15 protein-coding genes are annotated in these 18,574 nt (G+C 68.2%); 8 read left to right on the forward strand and 7 right to left on the reverse strand.

The features are described 5' to 3' along the window. Positions 1-104 precede the first annotated feature (104 nt). Positions 105-569: a DUF3093 domain-containing protein gene (locus MST3598_RS08245; RefSeq protein ID WP_021200684.1), complete on the reverse strand. Its 465-nt coding sequence runs from the start codon at positions 567-569 to the stop codon at positions 105-107. 12 nt (positions 570-581) lie between these two features. Between MST3598_RS08245 and dut the strand changes: the two genes are divergently transcribed. The 5 genes from dut (at position 582) to dxs (ending at position 7,464) form a co-directional block, all read left to right on the forward strand. Then, complete coding sequence (dut, locus tag MST3598_RS08250) at positions 582-1,055, forward strand: dUTP diphosphatase (RefSeq protein WP_046398983.1); 474 nt, start codon at positions 582-584, stop codon at positions 1,053-1,055. Then, positions 1,048-1,635 carry a DUF3710 domain-containing protein gene (locus MST3598_RS08255; RefSeq protein ID WP_021200682.1) on the forward strand — a complete coding sequence of 196 codons (588 nt, stop codon included), beginning with the start codon at positions 1,048-1,050 and terminating at the stop codon, positions 1,633-1,635. Before dut ends, MST3598_RS08255 begins: the two co-directional genes overlap by 8 nt. Continuing rightward, on the forward strand, positions 1,632-2,366 hold the full coding sequence (locus MST3598_RS08260; RefSeq protein ID WP_021200681.1) for a DUF3159 domain-containing protein: 735 nt from the start codon (positions 1,632-1,634) through the stop codon (positions 2,364-2,366). Before MST3598_RS08255 ends, MST3598_RS08260 begins: the two co-directional genes overlap by 4 nt. A 153-nt stretch (positions 2,367-2,519) precedes the next feature. Then, a complete protein-coding gene (locus MST3598_RS08265) occupies positions 2,520-5,354 on the forward strand; it encodes an aconitate hydratase (RefSeq protein ID WP_021200680.1) in 2,835 nt (944 codons plus the stop codon). A 169-nt stretch (positions 5,355-5,523) separates the two neighbouring features. Continuing rightward, positions 5,524-7,464: a 1-deoxy-D-xylulose-5-phosphate synthase gene (gene dxs / locus MST3598_RS08270; RefSeq protein ID WP_029259296.1), complete on the forward strand. Its 1,941-nt coding sequence runs from the start codon at positions 5,524-5,526 to the stop codon at positions 7,462-7,464. 39 nt (positions 7,465-7,503) lie between these two features. Here dxs and MST3598_RS08275 read toward each other — a convergent pair whose 3' ends face one another. From MST3598_RS08275 to MST3598_RS08285, 3 genes are all read right to left on the reverse strand, one after another. Beyond that, positions 7,504-8,265, reverse strand: coding sequence for an SPFH domain-containing protein (locus MST3598_RS08275; RefSeq protein ID WP_231494445.1), 762 nt, complete (start codon positions 8,263-8,265; stop codon positions 7,504-7,506). Positions 8,266-8,356: 91 nt separating this feature from the next. Further along, positions 8,357-9,808 (reverse strand): glycerol-3-phosphate dehydrogenase/oxidase, encoded by a 1,452-nt coding sequence (locus MST3598_RS08280; protein ID WP_029259294.1) that lies wholly within the window; start codon positions 9,806-9,808, stop codon positions 8,357-8,359. Beyond that, a complete protein-coding gene (locus tag MST3598_RS08285; protein WP_029259293.1) occupies positions 9,805-10,383 on the reverse strand; it encodes a TetR/AcrR family transcriptional regulator in 579 nt (192 codons plus the stop codon). The genes MST3598_RS08280 and MST3598_RS08285 overlap by 4 nt, the downstream gene beginning before the upstream one ends. Positions 10,384-10,403: 20 nt before the next feature. Between MST3598_RS08285 and MST3598_RS08290 the strand changes: the two genes are divergently transcribed. The 3 genes from MST3598_RS08290 to MST3598_RS08300 are packed head-to-tail and all read left to right on the forward strand — an operon-like array spanning position 10,404 to position 14,557. Continuing rightward, entirely contained in the window at positions 10,404-12,026 is a 1,623-nt protein-coding gene (locus MST3598_RS08290; RefSeq protein WP_231494444.1) for an FAD-binding oxidoreductase, read from the forward strand. A gap of 1 nt (position 12,027) precedes the next feature. Continuing rightward, on the forward strand, positions 12,028-12,933 hold the full coding sequence (locus tag MST3598_RS08295; RefSeq protein ID WP_029259291.1) for a YegS/Rv2252/BmrU family lipid kinase: 906 nt from the start codon (positions 12,028-12,030) through the stop codon (positions 12,931-12,933). Continuing rightward, positions 12,926-14,557 (forward strand): GMC family oxidoreductase, encoded by a 1,632-nt coding sequence (locus MST3598_RS08300; protein WP_029259290.1) that lies wholly within the window; start codon positions 12,926-12,928, stop codon positions 14,555-14,557. Before MST3598_RS08295 ends, MST3598_RS08300 begins: the two co-directional genes overlap by 8 nt. On the opposite strand, the gene MST3598_RS08305 is transcribed toward MST3598_RS08300, so the two are convergent. The 3 genes from MST3598_RS08305 to MST3598_RS08315 all read right to left on the reverse strand — a co-directional run bounded on the left by MST3598_RS08305 (position 14,542) and on the right by MST3598_RS08315 (position 18,550). Continuing rightward, entirely contained in the window at positions 14,542-15,093 is a 552-nt protein-coding gene (locus MST3598_RS08305) for a hypothetical protein (RefSeq protein WP_136053614.1), read from the reverse strand. The genes MST3598_RS08300 and MST3598_RS08305 overlap by 16 nt on opposite strands. Before the next feature lie 98 nt (positions 15,094-15,191). Continuing rightward, entirely contained in the window at positions 15,192-17,336 is a 2,145-nt protein-coding gene (locus MST3598_RS08310; protein WP_029259288.1) for a 3-hydroxyacyl-CoA dehydrogenase NAD-binding domain-containing protein, read from the reverse strand. An 8-nt stretch (positions 17,337-17,344) separates the two neighbouring features. Then, positions 17,345-18,550, reverse strand: coding sequence for a thiolase family protein (locus MST3598_RS08315; protein ID WP_021200670.1), 1,206 nt, complete (start codon positions 18,548-18,550; stop codon positions 17,345-17,347). Between the last annotated feature and the right edge of the window lie 24 nt (positions 18,551-18,574).

Raw genomic sequence — 18,574 nt, forward strand, 5'->3', positions numbered from 1 at the left:
CGAGCGACGTATCACGCGCCCCCGACCACTCCGGTCAGGGGCGCGCTGTCGTATGCGGGTGCCTCTCGGCTCCGCACCTCAGCTCTGCCTCTTCGTGCCGCGTCTCAGCTCTGCGCAGCCCGGATCGCCGCTGCCAGTCGATCCGGCGTGCGTGTCGAGACGGTCCACGTGTCGACGGGGTCGTCCGGGTCGAGATTCGGGACGACGACGATTCCGTCGATGCCACCGCGGATCAGGTGCCACCCGCGCGCCGGGAGCCCGGGGCCGCGAGCCTGCCGGGCGTCGTCGCCGGTCAGGGCCACCGGCTCGCCGAGATGCTTCGTGTCGATGTGCGCGCGGCCGGCGCGCAGCACCGTGCCGATGACGGAGACGACAGGGGTGGCCGCGATGAAGCCCAGCACCAGGAGGGCCGATACGGCGGCGCCGAGGACCAGTGCGACTGTCGAGCCGATCGGCACGAAGACGAGCGACACCATGGGGCCGGCGACCGCGACGGTCACGAGCAGCCAGAGGCTCGGCGAGAGTCTTTCGCGGTAGCGGGGACGTGCGTCTGTGGCGGGGTTCTGCATTAGCCTCATGGGGTGACCGATTCCGTTGATGTCCCCATTATCGCTGCAGTGGTGCCCGGGTATGCGCATCCGGGCGATGCCGGTGCCGATCTGGTCGCGGCGGAGGCCGTGCACCTCGAGCCGGGGGAGCGTGCACTGGTGCCGACGGGCGTCAGCATTGCGCTGCCCGACGGGTACGCCGCTTTCGTGGTTCCGCGCAGCGGACTGGCCGCGAAGCACGGGATCTCGATCGTGAACTCGCCGGGGACGGTGGATGCCGGGTATCGCGGCGAGATCAAGGTGAGCCTGATCAACACGGATACCCAGAGCGCGTACGATGTGGCGGTCGGCGATCGTATCGCGCAGCTGATCATCATGCCGGTCACGCGCGCCACGTTCATCCCGGTCGACGAGCTGCCGGACAGCGTCCGCGGTGCCGGTGGGTTCGGTTCCACCGGTTACCAGGCAGCGACCCACCAGAACGAAGCAGGACAGGCCAATGACTGACAACAACGAGACCCCTTCGAAGTCGGCACCGCTGAATCGTGCCACCGACGGTCCCTTCGACGATTCCGAGGCGAACCCGGTCCGTCCCTACATCGACCTCGGCGGCATCAAGATCCTGCCGCGCGAAGGTCTGAACCTGCGCCTCGAGGTCGAGGAGCAGTCGAAGCGCATCGTGGCGGTCGGCCTCGATTACGCGGACTCCTCGCTGCAGGTGCAGCCCTTCGCCGCACCGCGCACCGGAGGACTGTGGGACGAGACCCGCGTACAGCTCCGCGACCAGGTCAAGGCGCAGGGCGGCCGCGTGGAAGAGCGCGAAGGCCCGCTGGGCAAGGAGCTCCTCGCCGAGGTCCCCGCCACGGCGGCGGAGGGATCCGGTCTGCGCCTCGCGCGCTTCATCGGCATCGACGGCCCGCGCTGGTTCCTCCGCGGCGTGATCGGCGGCGCCGGCGCCTCGGACCCCGAAGCGGCGGAGAAGGTCGAAGACCTCTTCCGGTCGATCGTGGTCGTCCGCGGCGGGTCTCCGATGCCGCCGCGCGACCTGATCCCGCTCAAGATGCCGGCGACCCCTGGTTCCGCGTGAGCACTCCCGAGCCCGACGCCGAACGGGAGAAGAGCACCTCCGAGATCCTCGGGGAGGCCCTCGGAGGAGTCGCGCGTCGTGCCGGGCTCGACCCGTCGGAGAGTGCGGCCACCCACACGGTCGTGTGGACCGCCATGGGCGGGTGGCGGGGCATCCTCGAGTCGGTGCTGCCCAGCCTCGCGTTCGTGATCATCTTCACGATCCGCCCCGAGCCGCTGATCCTCTCGCTCGGCATCTCGGTCGGTCTCGCAGCCGTCTTCACGATCGTCCGACTCGTGCAGAAGTCGCCGCCCTCGGCCGCCCTCGGCGGTCTCATCGCCGCGGTCGCCGCGGCAGCGCTGGCTCTGTGGACCGGACGCGGCGCCGACAACTTCGTCCCGGGGCTCATCACCAACGCGGTCTACGGCTCGGTCATCCTGGTGTCGGCACTGATCGGCTGGTCGCTGATCGGCCTCGCCGTCGGATTCCTGATGGGGGAGGGCACCACCTGGCGGAACGATCGCCGCAAACGACGTGCCTACTTCTGGCTGGGGATCGCCTGGGCCGCGCTGTTCTTCACCCGGCTGGCTGTGCAGCTGCCCCTTTATCTGGCCGGTGACGTCACGGCGCTGGGCACGCTCAAACTCATCATGGGGCTGCCGCTGTTCGCCCCGCTGATCGCCGTCACGTGGCTCGTGGTCCGCGCGTTGCACCCGCGCGAGCCCGCGCGCGAGGATGCCCCCGAGGCGTGATAGATTTATCTTGACATCAAGATAAATCGCAGGCTTTCGCCGGTGAGCTGCGCGGAGCAGACTGGTTAGGTCCGCCTTGCTAGCCGCAGGGGCTCGCTGGCGAGCAAGATGGAGGCGCCTGTCGCTCCCATCCGAATAGAAGGAGACGGATTCGTGTCCACGGTGAACAGCTTCGGTGCCAAGAGCACCCTGACAGTCGGCAGCACCGACTATGAGATCTTCCGCATCGACACGGTGCCGGGTTTCGAGAAGCTTCCCTTCAGTCTCAAGGTCCTCCTGGAGAACCTGCTTCGCACCGAAGACGGCGCGAATGTGACGAAGGCGCAGATCGAGGCGCTGGGTTCGTGGGATGCCGCGGCCGAGCCGAACACCGAGATCCAGTTCACGCCGGCCCGTGTGGTCATGCAGGACTTCACCGGTGTGCCGTGCATCGTCGACCTCGCCACCATGCGCGAGGCCGTGACGGCACTCGGCGGTGACGCGAACAAGATCAACCCGCTCTCGCCCGCCGAGATGGTCATCGACCACTCGGTGATCGCCGACCTGTTCGGCTCGGAGAACGCCCTCGAGCGCAACGTCGAGATCGAGTACGAGCGCAACGGCGAGCGTTACCAGTTCCTGCGTTGGGGCCAGACCGCCTTCAGCGACTTCAAGGTCGTCCCGCCGGGCACCGGCATCGTCCACCAGGTGAACATCGAGCACCTGGCCAAGGTCATCTACGACCGCAACGTCGACGGTGTGCTCCGCGCATACCCCGACACCTGCGTCGGCACCGACTCGCACACCACCATGGTCAACGGCCTCGGCGTGCTGGGCTGGGGCGTCGGCGGCATCGAGGCCGAGGCAGCCATGCTCGGCCAGCCCGTGTCGATGCTCATCCCGCGCGTCGTGGGCTTCAAGCTCTCCGGCGAGATCCCCGCCGGCGTGACCGCGACCGACGTGGTGCTCACGATCACCGACCTGCTGCGCAAGCACGGTGTGGTCGGCAAGTTCGTCGAGTTCTACGGCGAGGGCGTCGCGTCGGTGCCGCTCGCCAACCGCGCGACCATCGGCAACATGTCGCCGGAGTTCGGCTCCACCGCCGCCATCTTCCCGATCGACGACGTGACGCTCGACTACCTGCGACTCACCGGCCGCAGCGAAGAGGCCGTCGCGCTGGTCGAGGCATACGCCAAGGAGCAGAAGCTCTGGCACGACGCCGCGCACGAGCCCACGTTCAGCGAGTACCTCGAGCTCGACCTCGGCACCGTCGTGCCGTCTATCGCCGGCCCGAAGCGCCCGCAGGACCGCATCCTGCTCTCCGAGGCGAAGTCGCAGTTCGAGCAGGACATCCTGAGCTACGCGACGGCATCGACCTCGGACTCGATCGTCGACCTCGAATCGAAGCACTCCTTCCCGGCCTCCGACCCCGGACAGGCACCCGGCGACGAAGAGCCCACCACGCGTCCGGTGCACATCAACAGCGGCGCACCGGCTAACGCCTCGAAGCCCGTGCCGGTCACGACGCCGTCGGGGGAGAAGTACATCCTCGACAACGGTGCCGTCACCCTCGCGGCCATCACCTCGTGCACCAACACGTCGAACCCGTCGGTGATGATCGCCGCCGGTCTCGTCGCACGCAAGGCTCTCGAGAAGGGTCTGAAGCAGAAGCCGTGGGTCAAGACCACGCTCGGCCCGGGGTCGAAGGTCGTCACCGACTACTACGAGAAGTCCGGACTCGACAAGGACCTCGAGGGCCTCGGGTTCTACACCGTCGGCTACGGCTGCACCATCTGCATCGGCAACTCGGGCCCGCTGATCGAAGAGGTCTCCGAAGCGATCAACTCGCACGACCTCGCCGTCACCGCGGTCCTCTCCGGAAACCGCAACTTCGAGGGTCGCATCAGCCCCGACGTGAAGATGAACTACCTCGCCAGCCCGCCGCTGGTCATCGCGTACGCGCTGGCCGGGTCGATGCACTTCGACTTCGAGAACGACGCGCTCGGCAAGGGCACCGACGGCGAAGACGTCTTCCTGAAGGACATCTGGCCGACCCCGGCCGAGGTGCAGGAACTCGTCGACTCCTCGATCTCGCGCGAGCAGTTCATCAAGCAGTACGCGACGGTCTTCGACGGTGACGAGCGCTGGCGCAGCCTGCCCACTCCGGACGACGCGATCTTCCAGTGGGACGAGAACTCCACGTACGTGCGCAAGGCGCCGTACTTCGAGGGCATGACGATGGAGCTCACCCCGGTGAAGGACATCGAGGGTGCGCGCGTCATGGCGACGCTCGGCGACTCGGTCACCACCGACCACATCTCGCCCGCCGGGAACATCAAGGCCGGAACGCCCGCGGCGCAGTACCTCACGGAGCACGGCGTGGACCGCAAGGACTTCAACTCCTTCGGCTCGCGTCGCGGCAACCACGAGGTCATGATCCGCGGAACCTTCGCGAACATTCGTCTGAAGAACGCGATGGTCGCTGCCGTGAACGACGGACAGGTCGTCGAGGGTGGCTTCACCCGCGACTTCACGCAGCCCGGTGGCCCGCAGTCGTACATCTACGACGCGAGCATGAACTATCAGGAGCAGGGCACGCCGCTCGTCATCTTCGGTGGCAAGGAGTACGGCTCGGGTTCGTCGCGTGACTGGGCGGCCAAGGGCACGAGCCTGCTGGGCGTCAAGGCGGTCATCACCGAGAGCTTCGAGCGCATCCACCGCTCGAACCTGATCGGCATGGGTGTCGTCCCGCTGCAGTTCCCCGCCGGCGAGAGCTGGGAATCGCTGGGCCTCGACGGCACCGAGATCGTCTCGATCTCGGGTCTGGAAGAGCTCAACAACGGTGTCACGCCCAAGACGGTCAAGGTCACGGCCACCCCGAGCGAGAACTCGCCCGAGGGCAAGCAGCCGGTGGAGTTCGATGCTGTCGTCCGCATCGACACCCCCGGTGAAGCCGACTACTACCGCAACGGCGGCATCCTGCAGTACGTGCTGCGTTCGCTGGTCTGATCGCACGAGACGAAGGGGCTCGGGTCTGCGGACCGGGGCCCCTTCGTCGTGCCGACCCTTCCTGTCAAGGGGGTCCGATTCGCCGTGCTCTCCGAGTCCGGCGGGGTAGGATCGAGGGGCGCTCGCACCGTCGTCGGGCGCTTCTGACGGAGCCTGTGAGGAGGTGCAGATGCCCATTCTTCCGAGCATCTCTGGACCCCGTGATCTCGATGCACTCTCGACCGACCAGTTGACCGAGCTCGCTGCGGAGATCCGCACGTTCCTGGTCGAGAACGTGTCCAGGACGGGCGGCCACCTCGGCCCCAACCTCGGCGTCGTCGAACTCACGATCGCTCTCCATCGAGTGTTCTCCTCCCCGGACGACCCCTTCATCTTCGACACCGGACACCAGTCCTACGTGCACAAGCTCCTCACCGGGCGCCAGGACTTCTCGGCGCTGCGCGTGCGCGGTGGTCTCGCCGGGTACCCGCAGCGGGGCGAGAGCGCCCATGATGTGGTGGAGTCGTCGCACGCCTCCAGTTCGCTCAGCTGGGCGGACGGCATCTCCCGGGCCTTGACGGCCACCGGTCGCGCGGATCGGCACGTGGTCGCGGTCGTCGGCGACGGCGCGCTGACCGGCGGCATGACCTGGGAGGCGTTGAACAACATCTCCGACGACAACGATCGCAACCTGGTCATCGTCGTCAACGACAACGGACGCTCCTATGCGCCGACGATCGGCGGCATGTCGCGGTACCTCAACCGCGTGCGCACGGCAGCGGCCTACAAGGACCTCCACCAGCGGTCCGATCGCCTGTTCCGCGCTTTCGGTCCCGTGGGACGTGCGGTGTTCCGCGGCGTCCGCGGAGGCACGCACGGCTTCCTGTCGCGGTTCACCAACAACGAGGCGCTGTACTCCAACCTCGACATCAAGTACCTCGGTCCGGTCGACGGCCACGATCTTCCTGCGCTCCTCGAGACTCTGGAGTTGGCGAAGTCGTACGGTGCGCCCGTCATCGTCCACACCATCACAGAGAAGGGCCGTGGCTACCAGCCGGCCCGCGACGACGAAGCCGATCAGTTCCACGCCGTCGGCAAGATCGACCCCACGACCGGGGAGACCCTGTCGTCCGGTGGGCGTGGGTGGACCGATGTGTTCTCCGACGCGTTGGTGGCCGTCGGCGAGCAGCGCGACGACGTGATCGCGATGACGGCTGCGATGCTGCGCCCCACCGGCCTCGCGCCGTTCGCCGAACGCTTCCCCGATCGCGTCTATGACGTGGGCATCGCAGAGCAGCACGCGGTGGCGTCAGCGGCTGGTCTGGCCTACGGGGGCTTGCACCCCGTCGTCGCCCTGTACGCCACGTTCATGGGACGCGCCTTCGACCAGGTGCTGATGGACGTGGCTCTGCACCGTGCCGGAGTCACCTTCGTCCTCGATCGAGCGGGCGTCACCGGTCCCGACGGTCCCAGCCACCACGGCATGTGGGATCTCGCGATGCTGCAGATCGTCCCGCACATTCGCATCGCCGCGCCGCGTGATGGGGCGCGGCTGACGGAGGCCCTCGGTGAGGCCGTCGACGTCGAAGACGCTCCGACGGTCATCCGCTTCCCGAAGGGCGAGGTCGCCGCCGATCTTCCCGCGATCGAACGCCTGAGCGACGGCGTCGATGTGCTCGCCCGCGGCGAATCCGAAGACGTCCTGATCGTCGCCATCGGACCATTCGCCGAACTCGCTCTCGATGTCGCGGACCGCCTTCGAGCGCAGGGGATCGGCGCGACGGTCATCGACCCGCGCTGGGCTATTCCGGTGCAGCCGTCGATCGTGGAACTCGCCGCCCATCACCGCCTCGTGATCACCCTCGAAGACGGCATCCGGGTCGGAGGCATCGGCACCCGTGTACGTCAGGTCCTTCGCGAGGCGGGCATCGACACCGCGGTGGATGAGCTGGGTCTTCCCGACGAGTTCATCGACCACGCATCGCGTGATCAGATCCTCGTCGACGCCGGCCTCACAGCGCCGAAGATCGCACAGGACATCGTGTCGCAGGTGCTCGGGACGCGAATCCCGAAGGCGCGTCACGCGGGAGAGACAGGAACCATCGATCTTCCGCTGCACGAACGGCACTGACGCTCGCTCCGACCTTTCGGAATCCCCTGCGCGCAGACGTCAGTTCAGAGCGTGCAACGCGGCGACGGCCTGTGCTCCGCGATCGGCATCTCGGAGCGCGGTCGACAGCAGGTAGCCGTCGGTGAGTGCGTCGCCGGTGACCATGACCCGCACCAGCTCGACGCCGCAGGCGCGACGCACCTCCGCGGCGCTGGCCGCGATCACTCGGGTGTTGATCTCGTCGTTGTGCGGCAGCTCGGCTCCCTCGAGCCCACGGATCACGTCTCTCAGCGCGGCGCCGACGATGTTCGAGGCTCGCTCCTTGACGTTCACGACGTCGAGCTCGAACACCCGAAGATCGCTTCCCGTCGGTATCGGACGCCACTCGAACGAGGCATGCACGCGGTGCTGGTGTCCGCTCGCGCCGCTCATCTCTCGCGCGGGCAGATCGGTCGCACGGCAACGGACGTCGATGAGCTTGTACCAGTAGAACAGCGGGAATGCTCCGTGCGAGCCCGGGTCCAGAACGACGACTTCTCCGACAGCCCCGCCGCGGTTCCGCGGACGACGCTGCGGGCGGTTGCGGATGATCGGCTTGCCGTTGCGCGTCCGGATCGCCGCCCACCCCTCGTCGACGGTGACGATGAAGAGCTTGAGGAGGGCGGGGAGGACCAGAAGCGTGGTGAGGATCGCCGTTCCGGTCTTCAGCAGACCCGACATCCCCTTGCCGCCCAGCATCGTGAAGAGCATGTCCATGTCACCACTGTGCAGGGTCGCCGGGGTGCGGGGTGCCTTCGGGACGGGGCGGGCGGGGGAGTTCATGCGCTGTTCCGCGCACGTTACCCGCGGCGCAGTGCGCTGGATACGCACCGCTCAGGATTCGCCGCGGCGGGCCCGGATTCGCCGCGGCGGGTCAGGCGAGGTCGGCGAGAGTGCGGGCGACGACGTTCTCGACCGCCGCGTGGCAGCGTGCGCGATCGGCATCCACGAGTCCGACACGGGTGCGCCTGTCGAGGACGTCGTCGACGCTCATCGCGCCCTCCGTGTGAACCGCGAACTCGACCTCCGCGGTGGTCAACCCCATGGCGTCGTCGAGCACGTCGTCCGAGGCGGGCACTTCCCGATCGACGAGGCGCAACGACGCCGTGCGGCTCGGCCCCGCCTGCAGTCCGCGGGTGCGTCCCGCAAGGTCCACGGCATCCTCGGCCATCCGGCGGTAGGTGGTCAGCTTTCCCCCGAGCACCGTGACGAATCCGGCGGTGGATACCGTCACCAGATGCCGGCGAGAGATATCGGCGGTGGAGTCGGTCCCGCTGTCGACCAGCGGACGCAGGCCGGCGAACGCGCCCCGCACCCGATCACGGCCGAGGGGAGCAGCGATCACGCGATTGAGGTTCTGCAGCAGGAAATCGATCTCCGGCTCCGTCGGTTGGGCGACACGCGGCACGGCACCGGGGGAGTCTTCGTCGGTGAGGCCGACGATCACGCGGCCGAAGGCCTGCGGCAGCGCGAAGACGTAGCGACTGATCGATCCCTCGTGCGGGATGGTGAGCGCGGCCGACGGCGAACCCAGGTCGGCGGCGGCGAGGACGATGTGCGTCCCTCGGCTCGGGCGCACGTGGATCGTCTGATCGAGCGCACCGGCCCAGACGCCGGTCGCGTTGATGACGGCGCGGGCTCTGACCTCGAACCGCTCGCCCGTGGACGTCTCCTCGACGGATGCGCCGTCTTCTCGCAACACGACCGCACGGACGCGGGTGAGGATGCGCGCACCGAGAGATGCTGCCGTGCGGGCGACGGTCGCCACGAGCCGCGCGTCGTCGACCAGCTGGCCGTCGAAGGACAGCATTCCGCCGCGGAGGCCATGCGGGTCGAGCGCAGGCACCAGGCGGGTGGCGGAGCGCGCGGACACGAGAGCGGGGGCAGGCAGCGTCGTACGGGTGGTGTGCGCGCGCATGCGGAGCAGATCTCCCAGCCCCATCCCGACGGCGCCCGCAGTGCGCTGGCGGAGGGTGACTCCGCGGGAGAAGGGCAGGAGCTGTCCGAGCGGGCGGATCAGATGCGGTGCGATCGTGGTCATCAGGAGATGCCGCTCGTGTGCGCTCTCTCGCGCGGTCGCGATGTCACCGGTTGCGAGGTAGCGCAGGCCGCCGTGCACGAGCTTCGAGCTGAATCGGCTGGTCCCGAAGGCGAGATCCTCGGCTTCGATCAGCGTCACACGGAGCCCGCGCGAGACGGCGTCCAGAGCGACACCCACGCCCGTGATACCGCCCCCGACGACGAGGACGTCGACCGTCTCGTCGGCTGCGCGTGCGAGTTCGATCCTCCGTCGCGCGACGTTGAGCGCCGATGACTCCCGGGTCATGGGCGGAGCAGCCCGTCGAGTGCGGCCCGCAGTTCGCGCTCCCACGCGTTCTCCGAGATGAGGTCTGCCACGGTGCCGTGGGAGAGGACCGCGGACTGTGCGATGAGCAGCAGCATGACCGCGATCTCCTGCGGCGGTCCCGATCTGACCGAGCCGTCGGCCTGTGCGGTGCCGATCGCCGTGGCGAGCCAGTCGAGGATCAAGCGCTGACTCGATCCCACCCGCTGCAGCGTGTAGCGGGTGAAGGCTTCGGGTTCATCGGCGAGCAGACGCCCGTAGAGGGTGTCATTGCGGAAGAGCGTCGTGAAATGGAGGACGTCGTCGACGAGGACCGTCCGGGTGCGCGCTTCCGCGGGGAAGGTGCCCAGGATGCCGTCGACGCGCCGCAGCAGCGCGGCGCGGACGACATCATCGGCATCGCTCCAGTTGCGGTAGATCGTGGGGCGACTGAGATCGGCGCGACGGGCGAGCTCGGCGATGGTGACGCCGTGCACGCCGCGACGCTCGATCAGGGCGTCGGCGGCGTCGAGGATCCGCGTCTGTGTCGCATCCCAGTGTGGTTGACGTTCTTCCATGATGTGTCACACTGTAACGCATGGGCCAAGACAGTGGCAGGGTCGATGCGGACCCGTCGATGAGATGGAACGGCTGGGGTGATCCGGCCAAGGCGAAGGACCTGCCCTTGGCGGTGCGCGCGCTGCTGCCGATGCTGCTGGGGCGAGTGCGCAAGCCCGGACCGGCGATCGAGCTCGCGCACGTGCAGCTCGATCCTCCGCGGCTGACCGCTGAGGATCATGCGGCGTTCAGCGCCGCGGTCGGCCCGACGAACATCGATGATGCCGCCGAGGCGCGCATCCGCCACGCAGGTGGGCGTTCGACACCCGACCTCCTCCGTCGTCGCGAGGTGCGTCAGGAGGCGCCGGATGCCGTCCTCCGTCCTGCCGATCACGAAGAGGTGCGCGCGTGCCTCGACATCGCGGTCGCGCGAGGGATCGCGGTGATCCCCTTCGGGGGCGGCACGAGCGTCGTCGGAGCGCTGGAGCCCGAGCGGGGCACGCATCATGCGGTCGTGAGCCTCGACCTGCGACGTCTCGGCGGTCTGATCCGGCTGGATGAGTTCAGCGGCGAAGCCCTGTTCGCGGCCGGGACGACGGGGCCGGAGGCGGAAGCATCGCTGTCCGCGCACGGCTTCGAACTCGGCCACTTCCCTCAGAGCTTCCGCTACGCCACGATCGGCGGATTCGCGGCGGCCCGGTCTTCGGGACAGAACTCGGCGGGCAACGGGCGCTTCGACACGATGGTGACCGGGATCAGAGTGGCGACGCCGACCGGCGACATCGAGCTCGGGCGCTCGCCCGGTTCCGCCGCAGGGCCAGACCTGATCAGGGTGTTCCTCGGCTCCGAGGGCATCTTCGGCGTGATCACCGAGGTACGGGTGCGGGTGCATCGGATCCCGCGCGACCGCGTGTTCGAATCCTGGTCCTTCCCCGACTTCACCAGCGGCGCCGAGGGGCTGCGGCGGGTCGCGCAGCAGGGCGATGGCCCCACCGTCATCCGGCTCTCCGACGAAGCGGAGACGGCGGTGAGTCTCGCGCAGGTCGGCAAGATCGGCAGGGCTCTCGCGAAGGGCGCCAGCGTGGTGACCGTGTACGAAGGTGACGGTATCGCCGAGCGGCGTGCCCGCGCCAGTATCCAGCTCGCTGCGGCCGGCGGAGTCTCGGCAGGTGAAGGGGCAGCGGAGGACTGGCTGAAAGGTCGGTTCGACGGCCCCTACCTGCGGGATTCGCTGCTCGACGCCGGTGTCTTCTGCGAGACGCTCGAGACCGCGACCACATGGTCGAACCTGCAGACACTGCGTTCGGCGGTCGACTCTGCACTCAAAGACGGCTTCGCCGACGCCGGGGCGAAGTCGTACATCATGTGCCACGTCTCCCACATCTACCCGACCGGGGCTTCCCTGTACTTCACCGTGCTCGCCGGCATCCGTTCGGACCCGCTCGGTGTGTGGAATGTCGTGAAGGCGCGTGTCAACGATGCGATCATCGCGACGGGGGGGACCATCAGCCATCACCACGCGGTCGGCAGGGATCATGCGCCCTGGCTCCGTGCGGAGATCGGCGAGACGGGCGTCCGTATCCTCCGTGCGATCAAGCGCGAACTCGATCCGTCGGGCATCCTCAACCCGGGTGCCGTGATCCCGATCGAGCGGACGCTCTGACATGGCCGAGCACATCGCCGTGCTCGCGAATCCGTTCTCCGGCAAAGGGCGGGGCGGGCGAGCAGCGGAGGCTGCTGTTCTGCATCTTCGCGATCGTGGAGTCGAGGTGCGGGCCTATGCGGGAGGATCCGCAGAGGACACCGCACGGCTCGCGGTCGCGGCCGTGGCAGACGATCCGCGAGCACTGGTCGTCGTCGGTGGCGATGGCACACTGTCCGGTGTGCTCGACACGGTATGTGCGGCATCGGTCCCCGTGGTCCTGGTCGCGGCCGGGACCGGGAACGACCTCGCCCGCGCTCTCGGACTCCCACGCAGCGACGCACGGGCTGCCGCCGAACTCGCTCTCACGGGCGTGCCCCGGTCGATCGACGTCGGCGTGGTCCGCACCGCGAAGGGCAGCAGGAAATTCCTGACCATCGCGGCGCTGGGTTTCGACGCGAAGGTCAGCGATCGCACCAACCGGCTCCGCTGGCCGCACGGTGCGCCTCGCTATTACCTCGCCCTGCTGATCGAACTCGTGCGGCTGCGTCCCATGGAGTTCACCCTCGCCATCGATGGCGAGCCGCCGAGAAGTGAGCCGGGTACGCTGATCGCGGCCGGCAGCACCTCCAGCTACGGCGGCGGGATGCCGATCTGCGCCGGGGCCCTCCCCGACGACGGGCTCCTCGACATCGTCCGTGTCGCCCCGTTGGGCCGACTGCGACTGCTGCGTCTCTTCCCCCTGCTGCTCCGCGGGACGCATCTCGCGCGCGACGAGGTGGTGCATCGTCGTGGACGCTCCGTCACGGTGTCGGCTCCCGGCCTGGTGGTCTATGCCGACGGCGAGCGGATCGGCGAGGATGAGTGCACCATCACGGTGCTGCCGGGTGCGCTCACGATGATGGTGCCGAAGGAGAGCGATGACTGAGTTCGACGAGGATGTCGTGGTCGTGGGTTCCGGATTCGGAGGTTCCGTGGCCGCTCTGCGACTTGCGGAGAAGGGCTACCGCGTCCGCGTCTACGAGGCGGGTCGCCGCTTCGAGGACGATGACTTCGCGAAGACCAACTGGAACGTCCGCCGGTACCTGTGGGCACCAGCGCTCGGCTGCTACGGTGTGCAGCGCATCCACCGACTGCCGCACGTGATGATTCTGGCGGGCGCCGGGGTGGGTGGCGGATCACTCAACTACGCGAACACGCTGTACCAGCCGGGGGCGGCCTTCTTCGCGGACCCCCAGTGGCAGGGCATCGCGGACTGGGAGTCCGAGTTGGCACCCCACTATGCCACGGCGAAGCGGATGCTCGGCGTCGTGGAGCGCTACCCGCACACGGGTCCGGTGGAGCGGATCATGGCCGGCGCCGCGGACGACCTCGGCGTCGGTGCGACGTTCCGCCACGCGCCCGTCGGGGTCTGGTTCGGGAAGCCGGGGGAGCGCACGCCGGATCCGTTCTTCGGCGGTGAGGGCCCTGATCGCACCGGTTGCACCCTCTGCGGCAACTGCATGGTGGGCTGCCGCGTCGGCGCGAAGAACACGCTCATGAAGAACTACCTGGCTCTCGCGGAGCGCCGAGGGGTCGCGATCGAGGCGCTGCGAACGGTGAGCGAGGTGCGGGAGCTCCCCGGGGGTGGGTTCGCGGTGACGACGCAGCGCAGCGGAGCCTGGTTCCGGCATGAGCGGAGAACCGTGACCGCCCGGCAGGTGGTGCTGGCCGCCGGCACCTGGGGTACGCAGCAGCTGCTGCACCGTATGAAGGCGTCCGGGGCGCTGCCGCGGGTCTCCGACGCCGTGGGGCAGCTGACCCGAACCAACTCCGAGGCGCTGGACGGCGCGGTCGCCACGAGCGTCCCGGAATCGCTCGAGCTCGCCCGGGGCGTCGCGATCACGACCTCGTTCCACATCGACGATCGCACGCACGTCGAGAACGTCCGCTACGGTCCGGGATCGAACCTGATGGGCGCGCTCGCGACCGTCATCGTCCCCGGCGGTCGGCCGCTCGGGGTGCGGCTGCGCAGTCTCATCGCACAGCTGCTCCGCTCTCCGCTGCGGCAGTACCGACTCGGGAGTCTCCGCCGTTGGAGCGAGCGTGGAATCATCGCGCTGGTGATGCAGACGGCGGACAATTCGCTCACCCTCTCGCTGCGCCGCCGCTTCGGTCGCCTCGTGATGACGAGTGCGCAGGGACACGGGGAGCCGAACCCGAGCTATCTGCCCCAAGCCCATACGGCTGCTGCGGCGATCGCCGCGCGGGTCGAGGCGGACGGCGGGGTGTCTGCGGCCGCACGCGGATCCTGGCCGGAGGTGTTCGGCATCCCGCTCACGGCGCACTTCCTCGGCGGTGCGGTGATCTCGGCGTCGCCCGCGGAAGGGGTCGTCGACACATATCACCGGGTCTGGGGACACCCCGGCCTGCACGTCGTCGACGGGGCGGCCGTTCCCGCGAATCCCGGCGTGAACCCCTCGCTCACGATCACCGCGCTGGCCGAACGGGCGCTGTCGTACTGGCCTCGACGTGGTGACGAAGACCCCCGACCGGCTCAGCCCGCGAGCTGAGTCTCGGCGATCGGGGCCTGCGGCGCAGGGTCTTCGCACAGTGCCCGTGACGCGGTCCAGTACCAGCCGCACGCGACACTGAGGGCGCTCACACCCAAGAGCGGCAGCGCGATGTACGGCTCGGTCATGTCCGTCAGCAGGAACCCGAACTCGCCGGTGTCGCTCGACGACCAGGTGCCGACGACCGCGATGACCACGGCTCCGATGATGAGACCGAGCCCCGCGAAGGCGACCAGGTGTCGGCGCATGCCCACCGTGGTTCGCAGGAGTCGGCCCAGCCCGAAGGCGGCCGCGCCGCCGATGACGGTCGCCAGAGCGGAGACGGCCACGACGAAGAGCAGCTGGAACCACGCCACCATGATCACGATCGAGAAGACACCCTGCAGCGAGCGCGACATGATGGTGAGGACGAGGGTCGTCAACAGGAGGAACAGCACGTTGAAGGTGATCCAGGTGGCGACGGCACCGCGCCAGAACTCGCGCCAGCTGAAAGCCATCGGCTGTTCGGCGGTGCGCGGAGACGGACGAGAAATCATCGATCCAGGCTAGGGTCTCCCGGCTCGGCGGACGACGAAGCGCTCCACCGGATTCGCCAGGAATCCTGTGGAGCGCTTCGCGGGATGGCGTCCGACGATCAGCGGCTCTCGACGCCGCGGATCTGCGGGGTGTGGAACGAGCCGCCGAAGGCCCGCTCCGAGGCTCCCTCACGGTCGAGGTACGGTGAAGCACCACCGTCGATGAACGGCCAGCCGGCGCCGAGGATCAGGCACAGGTCGATGTCCTCGACCTCGGGCACGACGCCCTCGTCGAGCATCAGCTTGATCTCCTGCGCCAGACCGTCCTGCACCCGCTGGAGGATCGTCGCCGCCGTTGCGGGGTTCTTGCCGACGGCGGGCTTCAGAACCTTCTCCGCCTGCTTGCTCCAGCCGATGACGCGCCCGCCCTTGTCCTTCTCCACGACGGTGTCGAGCTCCGCGAGCGCATGGAAGTTCTCGTTGGCGTAGAAGCGGTCGGGGAAGGCCTTCACCATCGTGTCCTGCACGTGGGCGGCGACCTTCCAGCCGACGAGGTCGATCAACTGGAACGGGCCCATCGGCAGGCCGAGCGGGCCGAAGGCCTTCTCGACATCGGCGATGGGGGTGCCCTCGTAGACGGCGCGAGCCGCCTCGCCCATGACCTTGGCGAGCAGTCGGTTCACGACGAAGCCGGGGGCGTCGGCGGTGAGGACCGCGTTCTTTCCGAGGTTCTTCGCGACCACGAACGCCGTCGACAGAGCGGCATCGTCCGTCGCCGGTGTCTTCACGATCTCGATCAGCGGCATCACCGCGACAGGGTTGAAGAAGTGGAAGCCGACCAGGCGTTCGGGGTGAGCGAGCTTCGATCCGATCTCCTCGACGGAGAGCGACGACGTGTTGGTCGCGAGGATCGCGTCCTCGGCGATGATCTTCTCGATCTCGCCGAACACCTGCTGCTTGACCCCGACCTCTTCGAACACGGCCTCGATCACGAAGTCGCAGTCCGCGTACAGGCTCTTGTCGGTGGTGCCGGTGACGAGCGCGCGCAGCTTGTTCGCCGAATCGGAGTCCAGGCGTCCCTTCGCTTCGAGCTTGCCGATCTCCTCGTGGATGTAGGCGACGCCCTTGTCGACGCGTGCCTGATCCAGGTCGGTGATGAGCACGGGCACCTGGAGCTTGCGCACGAAGAGCAGTGCGAACTGGCTCGCCATGAGACCGGCGCCGATGATGCCGACCTTGGTGACCTTCTTCGCGAGCGCCTTGTCGGGAGCTCCGACCGGTCGCTTCGCGCGCTTCTGCACGAGGTCGAAGGCGTACATGGATGCAGCGAACTGGTCGCCCGTGACGAGTTCGGCGAGTGCCTCGTCCTCGCGGGCGAAGCCTTCGGCCTTGGTGCCGCCCTTGGCCTTGTCGAGCAGGTCGAGGGCCGCATACGGCGACTTCGGCATGGTGCCGATCTTCGACTCCAGCATCCCGCGCGCCATCTTGATGGCGATCGGCCACTTGGTGAGACGCTCGATCTTGCCGGGCTCGTTCTTGCGCTCGACCTTCTTGCCACCCAGGACGGCATCCGCCCAGGCCAGCGAGTTCTCGAGGTAGTTCGCCGCGGGGAAGATCGCGTCGAAGATGCCCAGGTCGAACGCCTGCTGCGGCTTCAGCATCCGGTTCTGCTTGAGCGGGTTGGAGATGACGACCTCGAGGGCGTTCTCGATGCCGATCAGGTTCGGCAGCAGGTAGGCGCCGCCCCAACCGGGGATGATGCCGAGGAAGACCTCGGGCAGTGCCACCGCCGCAGCAGAGGAGTCGACGGTGCGGTAGCTGGAGTTCAGCGCGATCTCCAGGCCGCCGCCCAGGGCGAGGCCGTTCACGAAGGCGAACGACGGCACGCCGAGGTCGCTGAGCGTGCCGAGGACCTTGTGTCCGAGCTGCGCGATCAGGCGGGCGTTGTCGCGCGATCCGACCTTGCTGATGTCGGACAGGTCGGCGCCGGCCGCGAGGATGTACTGCTTGCCGGTGATGCCGACAGCCTGGATCTCGCCGGCCGCGGCTCGCGCCTTGAGGCCGTCGAGCGTCTCGCCCAGCTGCGTCAGCGTCGCGGGACCGAGCGTGTTCGGTCGCGTGTGGTCACGGCCGTTGTCGAGCGTGATCAGGGCGAGCACCTTGCCGGACGCGAGACGGATGTCGCGCACCGGCGACTGCGTGATGACCTCGCCCACGGTGAGTGCCTGGATGGGGGAGAAGTCGATCTCGTCGTAGTTGGTCACGTTCGCGCTCACTTCTTCTTCTTGCCGTCGTAGTGCGGGTTCTCCCAGATGACCGAACCGCCCTGACCGAGACCGACGCACATGGCGGTCAGACCGTAGCGGACGTCGGGACGCTCGGCGAACTGCGCGGCGAGCTGGATCATCAGACGCACACCGGACGCCGCGAGCGGGTGTCCGAGTGCGATCGCGCCACCCCACTGGTTGACGCGGGGATCGTCATCGGCGATGCCGAAGTGGTCGAGCAGCGAGATCACCTGGATGGCGAACGCCTCGTTGAGTTCGAACAGCCCGATGTCGGCGATCGTCAGTCCGGCCTTCTTGAGCGCCTTCTCGGTCGACGGAATCGGTCCGATGCCCATGATCTCCGGCTGCACGCCGGCGAACGCGAACGAGACCATCCGCATCTTCGGCGCGAGTCCGAACTCCTTCACCGCGCCACCTCCGGCGAGCAGCGACATCGTGGCGCCGTCGGTGAGGGGGGAGGAGGTGCCGGCCGTGACACGCCCGTGCGGACGGAAGGGAGTCTTGAGGGCCGCGAGGTCTTCCATCGTCGTCTGCGGGCGACGGCCCTCGTCTTCGGTCGCGAGACCCCAGGCGCCGTCGGCACCCTTGGTGGCGACCGACACGAGGTCGGGCTGGATCTTGCCGGCGTCGTACGCCGCCTGCACCTTGTGCTGGCTCAGCATGCCGAACCGGTCGGAGCGCTCCTTGGTCAGGTGCGGGAACCGGTCGAAGATGCGCTCGGCGGTGACGCCCATGTTGAGTGCACCGGGGTCGACCATCTTCTCGGCGACGAAGCGCGGGTTCGGATCCGCGTTGCCACCGATCGGGTGATGACCCATGTGCTCGACACCGCCAGCGAGGGCGAAGTCGTACATGCCGACGCCGATCGAGGCTCCCATGGTCGTGACGCTCGTCATGGCGCCGGCGCACATGCGCTCGACCGCCAGGCCGGGCACGGTCTGCGGAAGCCCGGCGAGGATCGCCACCGAGCGTCCGAGCGTCAGCCCCTGGTCGCCGGTCTGGCTCGTCGCGGCGATCGCGACGTCATCGATGCGGTCTGCCGGGACGGCGGCGTTGCGCTCCATCAGGCCGATGGTCGCCTTCACGGCGAGGTCATCTGCGCGGGTGTTCCAGTACATGCCTTTTTCGCCGGCGCGCCCGAAGGGGGTGCGTACTCCATCGACGAAGAAGACGTCCGAGATCTCGGCCACTCTGCCTCCAAGTTAGTGCGTGGC

Origin of the sequence: Microbacterium sp. TPU 3598 (assembly GCF_002356155.1) — a bacterium.
GTDB lineage: Bacteria > Actinomycetota > Actinomycetes > Actinomycetales > Microbacteriaceae > Microbacterium > Microbacterium maritypicum_A.